This is a genomic window from Nocardia sp. NPDC059180, from assembly GCF_042754945.1.
Classification (GTDB): Bacteria; Actinomycetota; Actinomycetes; order Mycobacteriales; family Mycobacteriaceae; genus Nocardia.
Genome location: NZ_JBHZBU010000009.1, coordinates 280,860 through 293,139 on the forward strand (window position 1 = coordinate 280,860; position 12,280 = coordinate 293,139).

Here is a 12,280-nt window from a genome sequence, read left to right on the forward strand (position 1 = left end):
GGCGGTCCTCTACCCCTCTGTCGCTTCCGGATCGAGGTCGGCGATGTCGGCGTCGTCACTCTTGCGGCGGAATGGAATCCACAGCGCCGCACCGATTCCGAGCAGCGCGAGGCAGGTGATGGCTCCGATGGCGGCGATGCGCCGTGGCAGCGGGTCCGGACCGGGTGGACGCCACGGCTTGGCCATGGGGCTCGGGACGTCGGCGCCCTCGCTGATCGGCTGGTCCGGCAGTTCGGCGGTCAGGGCCGCCACCGGATCGATCAGGCCGTGGCCGATGCGATCGTCGCGGCCGGGCCCCGGCGCCTGGGCGGTGCGTTCGATCCGGTCGATCACCTGGGCGGCGGTCAGATCCGGGAAACGGGAACGGACGAGTGCGGCCAAGCCGGCCACATAGGGTGCGGCGAAGCTGGTGCCCTCAATGGGGCTGATGCCTTCGGCGGTCTGCACGCCGTCGACCAGGCCGGCGCCGCCGGGTTTGCTGTCCAGCGAGACGATCTGGCGGCCGATGGCGGCGACACCGATCCATGGACCGTTCAGGGAGAGCTCGGAGACGATGCCGTTGGGGTCGATCGAGGCGACCGACAGCACGTATGGGTCGAACCAGGCCGGACTGGCGACCGTCTGCACACCGGGCCAGCCGGAACCGGTGTTCTGCGACTTGCAGGCGCCGTCTGTCTGGAGGTTTCCAGCCGCGGCGACCACCACGACATTACGATCGTAAGCGTATTTCACGGCGGCACCGAGCGGCGCATCGACCGTGTCGACTCCGGCTGCGGCGCAGGCGACTTCGGAGATATTGATGACGGTGGCGCCCATATCGACGGCGCGGACCACCGCCGCGGCCAGGGTGAGCACATTGCCGTACCCGCCGCTGGCGATCGCGCCCGGCTTTTCTTCGGCGCCACGGCGATCCTTCGCCTCGAACGCCAGGCTCAGCTGCCGGATGGTGAGGATCTCTGCTTCGGGCGCCACTCCGGCGAAAGCGTCGTCGGGATTCGGGCGAGCCGCGATGATGCCCGCGACCAGGGTGCCGTGGCCGTCGCAGTCGACGGTGCCGTCGGTACCGGAAACATAGTCGCCGCCGGCCTGTAGTGCGGGCAACCGTGGATGCCGGTTGACGCCGGTGTCGATGACCGCCACCTTCTGCCCGGCGCCACGACTGAACTGCCAGGCGGCGGGGAGATCGAGCACAGCCTGCGACACCGGTGGTTCGATCGGTGCGCCACTGTTGAGCACTGGTTCGGCACAGACCGCGCGCTGTTCAGTGGGCTCCAGCGGTGCTGGGCGACCGCTGAGCGCCTTGACTTCGGCGAGAGCGCCGGGGTCGATCTCCGGTGGGGCGACTGCGTACGCCGGTGCGGACCAACCGAATACCGACAGGCCGAGCACCATCACTGCGGCGAACACGGCCGATACCCGGCGGGAGATATCCCCGCTCATCAGATGTTGCGCGCCATCGCGTACACACCCATGATCCACAGCACCAGTGGGATCACCGTGCAGATCAGCAGGTACTCGAAGATCTCACCGAAACGCCTTGTCACCGGGGTGATCTCGATGTGCGGGCCGATCACGCCGAACACCACTACCGAAACCGCGAGAGCCAGCGCCAGCCCACCACAGAGCAGCGGGTCGCCGCCGCCGAGGGCGAGTCCGGTCACCAGCGCGGCGATGATGGTCGCGCCCGCGATGATCAGGGTGGCGGCCTGGACGAGGTCGGCGAAGGCGCGACCACGCAGGCACACGATGACGGCGGTGATCACCGCGAGCGCGATGCCCTGCCACCGTGGATTGCCGAGCGGGTCGGCGGCGCCGAGCGCACCGATCACCGCCGCGATCGAACAGCCGATGAGCAAGCCGGTCTGGTACTGGTTGGCCACCCTGGCCCGTCGGCCGAGCCCTGCCGCCGAGGGCAGCGCGGTCGCACCGATTGCGCCGATTCCCTCGATGGTCGGGCGTTGTTCGTGGTCGGCCGGATCGATCGCACCGCCCGCGGTGGGCACCGGCGGCACCGGCAGCCGGGCCAGCACCGCCGACAGTCGCGGCACCGCCGAGATCAGCACGATCGCGGCCACCAGCAGGCCGGCACCGATCTTCGGCAGCGCGGGGTCCCACACCATGCGCACCAGCGCCGCCACCGCCCCGCACACCGCGGCGGTGACCGCGGCGGCGAACAGGGTGGCACCGGTGCCGGTGGCGCGATAGATGCCGACAGCGGCGACCAGCGTCACCGAAAAGCCCAGCAGCAGATGCGGACTGCCGAGATCACCCGGCACGAACAGTGCTGCGCCGCCGAAGAGCAATAGCAGCACACCGAAGGACAACCAGACCGCGGTGAGTTCGTCGTCGTATTTTCGGACCGCGATCGCGGCGGCGACCGCCGCGCCGATTCCGACCCCGGTCGCAAGGAACGGGGCGGCGATACCCAGCCCATCGGCACGGCCTGCGGCGAACATGGCGAGCGCGAGCACCACGGCCGCCACTGCGACGGCCAGACCGGTCCACCGCGCGGCACCGGGCGACCAGCCGCGAAAGTCATTGGCGGTCAGCCGGGATACCGCGTCGATGACATCGTCGTACAGCGCGGGCGCCTCCTTGGCGCGCACCGAACGCAGCACCAGCAGTTCGCCGTCGAAGACCTCTGCCTCGGTCAGCGTGCGACTCGGCGCGATCGCGTCGCGACCGAGGCGAGCCAGCGTCCAGTGCTGGGTCTGCAGCGGCGCACCGCCGTCTTCGGCGTCGACCGGCGCCGGGTCGCGGGACTCGATGAGCGCGACCAGGTCACCCATGAACGTCGCGATCGGCACGTTCGCCGGAAGACCGACATCGAGCTGGGTATTTCCCCCGATGACGGAAACCCGGCACAGTTCTGGTTCAGCGGTGCCGGTGCCGCTGCTCAACGTCTCGGTCAATTGTCGAACGACCCCAGTTCTTTCCTGCACGTTTCAGACACTCGCGACCGGATTCCTACCCGTCGAACCGCCGGCGACCACATCCGCGGGCACCGGCGAGATATTCCGGCCGGACCACGTTGCAACCTACCGGCAGCGAACAATAATGTATCGGACAGGCCATGCCGACGCGATTTTTGTCGCGGTCGGGCCGAACTCGTCCCTGTCCGCCGCAGTAATGAAGATTTCGGGGTTCCATGCAATGACCGGCAACCGTCAAGCACAACGCGCCTTCGATGCCGGAATCCTGTCCCTCGGGCTGAGTATTGACGGGCAGGAATCGACGCGTGATCTCGAGTACGCGAAATTGGCCTTTCAGCGTGCGACCGAATGGGACCCGGCCATGTGTGATGCCTGGCTCGGCCGGGCCGCGGCAGGCGAGGTGACCGACGAGGTCGTCCGCAATCTGCACCGCACCAGCGCGAGCACGCTCTACCGCGAGCAGCGCAGGCTCGGCCTGCCGCCGCGGGCGCTGGCGGGACGTTTCGTCTCGGGGCTCTACATCGACTATCCGCTGGCCGGCTACGCCGAGATCTGGCTCGCCCACGCCGCCGGGCTGATCGCTGACAAGCAGTACGACGAGGCCGAGCGGGTGCTCGACGAACTGGCCGAACACCGCGCCGGGATGCTGTCGGATGCCGACCGGGAGGTCGACGACCGGATCAGCGCTTACATCCGCGGTGTCCTGCACTTCAACACCCAGCGCTGGCCTGACGTCATGGCGGTACTTGCCGGATCGGCCGAATGGGACGACCCGTACCTGGCCACCGGTGCGCACGTCATGGTCGGTTCGGCCTGCGCCCAGCTCGGGCTGTTCGGCGAGGCGATCCGGCGGATGGAGCAGGCCGAGAACGGTCCGATCCCGGCAGCCAGGACCACCGCCATGTTCTGCCGCGGCCTGTGCCTTCGCGAAACCGGCGGTGAGGCTGACGCGCAGGCACTGTTCGAGCAGGTGTATTCGCAGGCACCGGACTTCGCGGCGAATACCGACGCCATGCGGGACAAGACCTATCGGATCACCATCACCACCAAGGAGTCGATCGACGCCCGCACCGACCGCTGGGATCCCGCGTCCGCGCCGTCGGTCGAGCAGTTGCAGAACGCGGACGCCGAGGACCGAGCCAAGAAGATCCTCACCGACGCCCGCGCCGAACTCGATAAGCAGATCGGCCTGGCGGCGGTGAAGACGCAGGTGGCGAAGTTGCAGGCGACGGCACAGCTGGCCAAGATCCGGGCCGAGAAGGGCATGGCCAGCGTCCCGCGCGGCAATCACCTCGCCTTCACCGGACCGCCGGGAACTGGTAAGACCACCATCGCCAGGGTGGTCGCCAAGATCTACTGCGGTGTCGGCCTACTCAAGACCGACAAGGTGGTCGAGGCCAAGCGCATGGATTTCGTCGGCCAGCATCTGGGCAGCACGGCGATCAAAACCGACAAGCTGATCGATACCGCGATGGACGGTGTGCTGTTCATCGACGAGGCATACACGCTGATCCAGACCGGTTTATCCGGCGGTGACGCGTTCGGCCGCGAGGCGGTGGACACGCTGCTGGCCCGGATGGAGAACGACCGCGACCGGCTGGTGGTGATCATCGCCGGCTACGACGGTGAGATCGATCGGCTGCTGGCCGCCAACGACGGTCTGGCCTCGCGCTTCGCCAAGCGGCTGCAATTCCCGTCCTACACCCCACCCGAGCTGGGGCAGATCGGCAAGCTCATCGCCACCTCCCGCGATTCGGAGTTGTCGCAGGACGCGGTGCTGCTGCTCGAGCAGGCCTGCGACCGGCTCTACAACTCCGAACGCACCGACCAGAGCGGTCAGCCGCGTCGCGGCATCGACCTGGCGGGTAACGGCCGTTTCATCCGCAATGTGATCGAGGCAGCCGAGGAGGAGCGGGAGTTCCGGTTGGCCAATGACGATTCGCTGGATCTGACCGCGGTCGACGAATCGGTGCTCATGCGCATCGAGGAGCCGGACATGGAGGCCGCACTGGCCGGGGTGCTCACTTCCCTGGGCGTGTCTTAGCAGGTCAGCGCCGGTCCACCAGGCGTGGGCCGGCCCCTCGGATCAGTTGCTCTGCGGCAGAACGTCGTGACGGGTGAGCGCGTCGGTGGGAGCAAGGGCCGGGCCGGGCACCAATTGGCCGACGATCGCCCACGGCGCCAGTTCCGGCGAGTCACCGAGGCCGAGCACCATCGCGGTGTCGATATCGGGCACGCCGTAGCGGATGCCGTTATCGGCGATGTAGAACAGGCTGCCGCGCCGTGGACTACCCGGTTCCATGCCGGTGACGTGCACGAACTCCCCCGATGACGGCCGCAGATAGGCCTGGTCGACCCGATCGCCCGATCCGTCGGCGGTCGCAAGCGAAACCGGCTGCGCATCGTCGGGCATCGGTAATCTGGCGCCGATGAGCAGGCTCGCGGCGGCGCGATCGGTAGGACCGTCGACGGCGTCGGCCTCGGCCTGTTCGGTCTTGGACCACGACACACAGGTGACGGGCGCGTCCTCGGCGGACAGGATCGTCGGCACGGCCGCCGGGAAATGGTCGACCGGCAGCTGGGAAAGCACCGCGATGCCGGTCAGCGCGTCCGGTGGGACGGTCTCGATCTGGCTCATACCTTGCGAGTTCGCGGTGCGGATGACCTCGGCGGTGAACTCGGAGACGTGCTGCACACCGTCGGTGAGCACCACATACAGTTCGGCCCGCTCACCTCGGCCGGTCGCCGCCACCGAGATGACGCCGCCCACCGGGATATCGGAGAGCGTGCCCGGCCCCGGCTTCCCGGCATTCGGAATCTCCGGGACCGCGATCGGCGGTACCGGCGTCGAGGCGCCGAGCAGGCCGGCACCGGCCGGTCGCGCACGCTCACCGGACAGGTTCAGCGCCCTTGCGATAACGCTGCTCTCCGGATCAATCTCGGCCCGTTTGCCCTGGTAGATCAGGTATGTGCGATCCGAACGCCGCACGAGTACGGCCTCGTCGGTGCCGGCCTGACGGATCCGTTCGCTCAATTCCGGCCGCGCTGCGAGAACCGTCGTGTCGACACCCGAGGACGACGCGGCGCTACCGGTGATGGATAGCTCGACCGTGTCGCACAGCGTCCAATCCGACCGCTCGCCCTGCGCCGAACCGGGCAGCGCGGAGGGTGCGCCGGGGATGCCGAGCAGCGGCCCTCGGGGCATATCGGCGAGTTTGTCGTCCTTGACCGAGGTCGGAGATTCGCTGCTGCCGCTGATCAGGCGGGCGGAGGCCAGGTTGAGCACTGGGTGCAGCGTGTTGCCGCCGGTGCTGTCGGCGACGACGACGTAGAGCGCGCCGCTGTCCTTGCCCATCACGATCTTGGCGTCACCGATCGCGCCCTGCGGGCGGATGAATGCCAGGATCGCCGCACCCGCGACCACCAGCAGACCGAGCACCGCACCGACCAGCAGCGAACGCAACTGCGAGCGCATCGGATCGTGCAGCATCCGCACGTCTCGGCGCACCAGCGCGTGGTCGAGCCTGCGCAACAGGAATCGGTATCCATTGACCTGCTGCCGGGTGGTCAGCTGTGCCGGCACATGGCCTCCATAGAACTGAGTTCTCCCCTCATCGAGCAATTACAGTATCGGCCGAAACGGTGGTGTCAATCGGCGCGGGAGTTACCCGGTCGGGGCGATATCTCCGCGCCGCGATTTCACCTGCGGGGCGGTATTGTCGAAGTTCTCCAGATCCCGGAAAAAGAGAAAATCCGGCCACAGGAATTCGAACCCAGGGCTACTAATAGTGAACGCGTTTGTAAACGAACGGGAAACCGGAGCCGAAATGCCGGCGAGAAACTCATCCGGGGAAATCGGACCGAACATCGCGGTGAACGCGACATTACATGATCCCGAATTCTGGTTATTCCGGCATATTCCGCTGCGGCGTATGGTTTCGCTGGCACTGCTTGCCGCCACGGCGGCGTGGGTGACGCTGGCATTCGACGCACCGATGTACGCCGTCATCGGCACCGGTGCCGCCGTGCTGCTGCTGGGAGCGGCGCCGATGCGCCGGGCTGATCCACGCAACCTGGCCGGGATGCTGGCCCAGGCACTCGCCTACCGCTGGCGCCGGGCTCGGCCGGGTCCCGCGGACACCGGGGCCGAGCCATTCGACGTCACGCTGCCCGAAGGCGGCAGTTACGGCGTGCGCTGGGACAACGACCTGCTGGTCACCATGTTGCGCATCGATCCGCCGCCCGATGCGATGACCTTGCTGCGCCGCGGTTCGCTCAGCACCGATCAGGTGCTGCCGCTCACCGAGATCGGTACATGCTTGAGCCAGTTCGACATCACGCTCACCTCGATCGATGTGATCAGTACCGGGGCGCGCACTGCGGGCAACGGCGTGGTCGCTCAACTCTATGACCGGATCCTCGGCCCGCTGCCCGCCATCGCTCATCGCACCGTCTGGCTGGTGCTGCGGCTGGACCCGCTGGCCAATGCCGAGGCGGTGGACAATCGGGGCGGCGGACGGACCGGCAGCCTGCGCACGGCGATCATCGCCACCCGGCGAGTCGCCAATCGGCTCGCCGCCCACGACATCTCGGTGTCGGTGCTCACCGCCGGCGAGATGAACGCCGCGCTACGCCGGATGTGCTGGGGTGTGCCGCTGGACCGGTTCACCGAGACCCAGCACTCGCTGGTGCACGGCGAACTGCGGCTCACCAACTACGAGATCGGCCCGGAGCTGGTCGGTTCGCGCGGCTTCGCCGATATCTGGGCGACGCCGAGCCTCAATACCATGGTGACCGTGCGCCTGCGGCCCGGCACCGAACGGCCGGGCGTCGGTAAGCGGGCCGAGTCACCGCCGATCACCCTGGGTGCGCTGGTCCGCTTCGATACCCTCACCGACCCGGGCGAACCACCGGTGGCGGGGCTGCGTCCGTTGCGCGGCAGGCAGTTCCGCGCCTTGCTCGACACGCTGCCCGCGCAGACGGTGGTGCACGACAGCGCCGCCGACTATCACGGCCCGCTCAGCGCGCTCACCGGCATCGCGGTGCCGACCGGTGGTTGCGGCCAGCTCATCGGCGCCGACCGCCACGGTCAGGGTATCGCGGTACCGCTGATCGGAGACGGCACCAGGCATCTCGAGGTGATCGGCAAACTCGACCTGGCCCAGCAGGTCATCCTGCGCGCCATCGCGCTCGGCGCACATGTGGTCGTGCACACCGACCGGCCCGAGGCATGGCAGACCATGGTCGCCAATGTCGGTGCACCACAGTCACTGTCATTGGCCGTCCGCTTCGGTGGGGCAGCTCAGCCGCACAGCCCGGCTACCACAGCGCCCGGTGCGGCATTCAGCACCGCCACCGTCGTGGTGTTCGACGGTATCGCGCCGACGGCGTTGACCGGTGGGGCGACAATCGTCCGGGTACGTGGACCGCATGAGCCCGACGCCGACTTCGACGCCGACGTCACGTTGTCGCAGAACCCCGCCGCCCCGAACCTCATCACGGTGCGCACCTCCACCGCCGCGGCGACGGTCACCATGGTCACCACCCCGGACGAGATGCGCTACATCGGCGAATCCCTCGCCGCCGCCCGCTGAACGGGCCCCGAACAGCCGACAGCCGGCCCGGATCGTCCGGACCGGCTGTCAGGCGCTGGTGAACATCACACGCCCGCGAACCCATCGCCGATCTTGCCGTCGGTGCCGAGGGCGCGGTGCAGCGCGCTCTCCACCGCGGCGGCGACGTTGTCCAGGATCACCAGGGTGTCTTCGAACTTGGTGTCCCAGTCCTTGTGCGCGATCTGGAAGTTGTTGTTGGCCTCGTTGCCTTCCCACGCGGTCGAGAGCGCGGTGCCCGCGTCGGACATGTCGCGGGCGTTGTCGGTGAGTGCCTTGCGGAAACCCTGCAGATCGGCGAACAGGGTGGTCATGGCAGCCTTGTCGTATTCCATCAGAACCCTCCGGGGATCGGTAAGTGAGTGTGGCCGTTGCGCTTGGCGTGCGGCCGTCAGATCTTGATGTAGTTGAACTCGTCTTCGCCTTCGGCGTCCATGCGCTTGAAGGTCGCGCTGCCCTCACCGACCAGCTCGGTGAGCCGGTTGAGCGAACCGTTGAGCTCGGTGGCCTCGGTGTTCCAGCGGTCGGCGGCGGCGTTGAAGGCCGAACGGGCGTCGCCTTCCCAGCCGCGGGCCGCGTTGACCTCGTCGGTGATGGCCTTGAGCGTGAACTTCATGCCCTCCACGGCGTTGGCCATGTCGTCCTTGGCCTTGTCGGCGGATACGTGATCGGCGTAAACCATGATCGAACCTTTCGTGTTGTGATTTCCGTGCCCGGAAGGTGCCGGACGGCACCGCCGGGAGAGTGGCGGGCTACTGCACGCCCTTCGGGTCTACTGCGGCAGCCACCTTCCCCCGGGCAGCGCCTCGACCAGGGCCGATATCGCCTGGGCGATCCGGTGATCGGTGCCCGGTGTCACCGTGGACCACACCTGCTGGTCCGCTGCGAACCCGGGCGCGGCGACGAGGCGGCCGTGCCCGGTGTCGTATACCGCGACCGCCGCGGGCGGCCGGGTCGTCACGCCGTCGATGTGGGCGTAGGCCACGATCTCGGCGTAGGCATGGCAGGACGCGAAGGCCAGGCCGTAGCGGGGCGCGTCCTGATCGGCGACGCCGAGCGCGTACAGCGCGTCGGCGTATTCGGCCGAGGTCTGCGCTGCTTCGAGTCGCTCGCCGAGTTCGAGGGCGGGTGCGCTGAAATCGACGACGTCGGCGGCGGCACACCGGCCGAGGGCGGCGAGCACCGGCCGGACGAGGGCGGCACCTGATCCGTCGGACCAGACGGTGCCGATGTCGTACTCGTCACCGGTGCGCACGGCGAGCGCGTGCTGTTCGCCACGGCGGGCCAGGCAGATTCGGGTGGGCGCACCACCGGTGAAGACCCGCGCGACCAGTTCGCGGTCGGGCTGGGCCAGAGTGAACAGCGCGTCGGCCAGGCTCGGTTCCACCTCACCGTAGGCGTCGATGACGCCCGCACCGGTCAGGTCGGTGACCGCGCGCTGCTGGGCGGCGGCCCATTCGTCGTAGGCATCCTGCTGCGGTGCCACCGACAGCACCTGCGGCAATGTCTGCACGCCGAGGCGTTCGGCGACGGCGAGCAGCCCATCGTTGGTCACGACCCTCACGCGCCACCTCCCGATGCGCTACGTCCCGTCTGCGGGGCACCGGCTTCCGGTGCGCCGAGGACAGCGGGCGCGGAGACGATGCCGAGGTCGGCGCCGAGCGCGTCGGTGCCTGCGTCGCCTGCCCTGGACTGGTACTCCTCTTCTTGCGCGCCTGCCGCGGCAGCGAAGGGGGAACCGGGAACCATCGGCACGTTGGCATGTGAGGCCGGAACTTGCTGCGGAGCCACCACTTCCACGGTCTCGGTCGTGGAAGTCTCGGTGTAAGACGCCGCCTGATAGGTGGTTTCGGCGCGCGGGATCGGTCCGAGTCCGCCGCCGGTCGCGAACATGCCGGGCGTGACCGGAGGCAGTGCCGGGTTGTTTGGTGACGCTGCGGTGAGCGCGACCTGTTCGGCTTCCAACGCGGCGGCGGACACGATCACCGGTGGCGGTTGCTGGGTCCACGGTTCGGCCAGGGGTTCGCTGGCCGACTCATAGCCGCGCATCACCCGTGACGCGGCGGCCTTGGCGGCATCGGCGTCGGTATCGGTCTGCGCGGCCACGGCTTTGATCGGCGCACCGAGTGCCGCGCCGACCTGCTCCAGCAGCCGTTGGATCTCCTGAAGGGCGATGATCTCCGCGGAATTCGGCATGGCCAGCCGCGCTACTTCGTAGGCGGCGACCTGGGTTTCGGCACGGACAGCGTTGTTCGCCGCCGCCGCTGCCGCTTCGGTCAGCCAGTCGCGCAGACGCGAGACCTTGTCCAGCACCTCACGGCTGGTACCCGACTGCCACACCCCGCGCAGTCCGAGCACCACCCGTTCGAAATCGAGCACCGCCGTGCCGAGTTCGGCCGCCATCTGCACCCAGGCCGCGCCGGCCTCGGCCAGTGGAAGCGACCCAGGCCCGGTGGTGAGTTCACGCGCCAGCCGGTCGGGCTGACGCGCCTCCCAGACCACACCGGTGAACCCGGGCTGCGGTGGTTCGATCATCACAGAACTCCGTGGACTCGCCCGGCGCGGGCTACGCCGCTCCGCGCGAGGGCATATCGAAGCCCGCGGCGCTGTCGCTTTCGGACCGGCCGAACTCGGTGACCTGACTGCGCAGCATGGCGGCCAGTTTGCGCAGCTCGAGGATGCCGGCGGCCGTGCTGTCGCCGAAGGACACCGCGACCTCGTTCATCGTCTGCGCGACGACCCGAGACACCTCGTCGGCGCCCGCCGGTTCGACAGTCAATGCGGCTTCACGGGTGGTGAAGCTCTGCTCCAGCCGGTCGGCCAGACCATCGAGCTCGAGTGCGGCGGCACGCGCACCGGCGGCGTCGAACTGAACCCCATCGAAATCCACACCACTGCGGACCATGACAACCTCCTGGATCGGACCGTGCTGACTGCGTCAGAGGGTGAGTTCTTTGTCGGGTGGTGCTTCGGAGTGCTGTTCGGCCGCGCCGACCACCGGCAGCGAGACCCCGTCGATATCGCCGACGACCTCGTCGCCGTGCTGACCGGATATCAGGTGGTTCGGCATATCGCCGGAGTCGCCCGCGCCGCGCACCCCCGAGGCGGCACCGGCAGCGCCCGCGGCCCCCATCGGCATCATGGACGGGCCGGTGCCCGCGGTGGCGGCCGCCGAACGTCCGCCGGCCATGCCCGCCTCACCGGCGGCGGCACCGAATCCGCCGGCCGCACCGGGCACTGCGCCGAGTCCGGCGGTGCGGGTGCCTGGCCACGGGCTCAACGGTGCGGCAACAGGTCCAACACCACCTCCACCAACGCCGCCTCCGCCGACACCACCGCCGCCTGCCCCACCCGGATGGTCTTTGCCGGGTTCGCCGTTCTTCTTCCCGTCCGGATTCTCCGCACCGTCCACAGGTTTCGGCGCGAGCAGCGAGGTATTGGCCGCGGCGAGCTGGCCGATGGATTGGGCTCCGGTACTGGCCATCGTCATCAGCGGGGTGACCATCTGCAGCAACTGCATCACCTGCTGCATCGAGTCCACGCCTTTCGGCGCTCCCGTGACGGCGACCTTCTTGCCCGCCTGAGTCATATTCCCCGAATGGCCGAGCAGTTCACCGCGGGTTTTGGCCACCACGGCAGTCGCCGAGGTAAGCGCCCCCCGGTGCCCGCGGTGGTGGCCTGTAGCCGCGCCCGGTGGTAGCTGACCAGCAGCGCATCCCGCAACGCCAGCATCCC

10 protein-coding genes and 1 pseudogene are annotated in these 12,280 nt (G+C 68.5%); 2 read left to right on the plus strand and 9 right to left on the minus strand.

What is annotated here, in order from left to right:
- Positions 1-9: 9 nt before the first annotated feature.
- On the minus strand, positions 10-1,440 hold the full coding sequence (mycP, locus tag ACFXNW_RS25790; protein WP_379420364.1) for a type VII secretion-associated serine protease mycosin: 1,431 nt from the start codon (positions 1,438-1,440) through the stop codon (positions 10-12).
- Entirely contained in the window at positions 1,440-2,942 is a 1,503-nt protein-coding gene (eccD, locus tag ACFXNW_RS25795; protein ID WP_379420365.1) for a type VII secretion integral membrane protein EccD, read from the minus strand. Before eccD ends, mycP begins: the two co-directional genes overlap by 1 nt.
- 211 nt (positions 2,943-3,153) lie before the next feature.
- Here eccD and eccA point away from each other — a divergent pair, with 211 nt between their 5' ends.
- Positions 3,154-4,977: a type VII secretion AAA-ATPase EccA gene (eccA, locus tag ACFXNW_RS25800; protein WP_379420366.1), complete on the plus strand. Its 1,824-nt coding sequence runs from the start codon at positions 3,154-3,156 to the stop codon at positions 4,975-4,977.
- 42 nt (positions 4,978-5,019) lie between these two features.
- Here the strand turns inward: eccA and eccB are convergent, their stop codons facing one another.
- Complete coding sequence (gene eccB / locus ACFXNW_RS25805; RefSeq protein WP_379420367.1) at positions 5,020-6,516, minus strand: type VII secretion protein EccB; 1,497 nt, start codon at positions 6,514-6,516, stop codon at positions 5,020-5,022.
- Positions 6,517-6,760: 244 nt separating this feature from the next.
- Between eccB and eccE the strand changes: the two genes are divergently transcribed.
- Positions 6,761-8,527 carry a type VII secretion protein EccE gene (gene eccE / locus ACFXNW_RS25810; protein WP_379420368.1) on the plus strand — a complete coding sequence of 589 codons (1,767 nt, stop codon included), beginning with the start codon at positions 6,761-6,763 and terminating at the stop codon, positions 8,525-8,527.
- A 65-nt stretch (positions 8,528-8,592) separates the two neighbouring features.
- On the opposite strand, the gene ACFXNW_RS25815 is transcribed toward eccE, so the two are convergent.
- From ACFXNW_RS25815 to ACFXNW_RS25840, 6 genes and pseudogenes are all read right to left on the minus strand, one after another.
- The gene (locus tag ACFXNW_RS25815) at positions 8,593-8,880 is read right to left on the minus strand and encodes a WXG100 family type VII secretion target (protein WP_379420369.1); all 288 of its coding nucleotides are present in this window, start codon (positions 8,878-8,880) and stop codon (positions 8,593-8,595) included.
- Between the two features lie 56 nt (positions 8,881-8,936).
- Positions 8,937-9,227: a WXG100 family type VII secretion target gene (locus ACFXNW_RS25820; RefSeq protein ID WP_379420370.1), complete on the minus strand. Its 291-nt coding sequence runs from the start codon at positions 9,225-9,227 to the stop codon at positions 8,937-8,939.
- Between the two features lie 90 nt (positions 9,228-9,317).
- Positions 9,318-10,109: an ESX secretion-associated protein EspG gene (locus tag ACFXNW_RS25825; RefSeq protein WP_379420371.1), complete on the minus strand. Its 792-nt coding sequence runs from the start codon at positions 10,107-10,109 to the stop codon at positions 9,318-9,320.
- Positions 10,106-11,080 carry a PPE domain-containing protein gene (locus ACFXNW_RS25830; RefSeq protein WP_379420372.1) on the minus strand — a complete coding sequence of 325 codons (975 nt, stop codon included), beginning with the start codon at positions 11,078-11,080 and terminating at the stop codon, positions 10,106-10,108. The genes ACFXNW_RS25825 and ACFXNW_RS25830 overlap by 4 nt, the downstream gene beginning before the upstream one ends.
- Before the next feature lie 31 nt (positions 11,081-11,111).
- Positions 11,112-11,450, minus strand: a complete 339-nt coding sequence (locus ACFXNW_RS25835; RefSeq protein ID WP_379420373.1) for a PE family protein — start codon at positions 11,448-11,450, stop codon at positions 11,112-11,114.
- Positions 11,451-11,483: 33 nt separating this feature from the next.
- Positions 11,484-12,280, minus strand: a pseudogene (locus ACFXNW_RS25840) (hypothetical protein); the annotation flags it as partial.

Coding starts and splice junctions, on each gene's coding strand:
- ACFXNW_RS25820 (WP_379420370.1), bottom strand. CDS start 9,227: ATGGTTTACGCCGATCACGTATCCGCCGACAAGGCCAAGGACGACATG.
- ACFXNW_RS25815 (WP_379420369.1), bottom strand. CDS start 8,880: ATGGAATACGACAAGGCTGCCATGACCACCCTGTTCGCCGATCTGCAG.
- ACFXNW_RS25830 (WP_379420372.1), bottom strand. CDS start 11,080: ATGATCGAACCACCGCAGCCCGGGTTCACCGGTGTGGTCTGGGAGGCG.
- mycP (WP_379420364.1), bottom strand. CDS start 1,440: ATGAGCGGGGATATCTCCCGCCGGGTATCGGCCGTGTTCGCCGCAGTG.
- ACFXNW_RS25835 (WP_379420373.1), bottom strand. CDS start 11,450: ATGGTCCGCAGTGGTGTGGATTTCGATGGGGTTCAGTTCGACGCCGCC.
- eccA (WP_379420366.1), top strand. CDS start 3,154: ATGACCGGCAACCGTCAAGCACAACGCGCCTTCGATGCCGGAATCCTG.
- eccE (WP_379420368.1), top strand. CDS start 6,761: ATGCCGGCGAGAAACTCATCCGGGGAAATCGGACCGAACATCGCGGTG.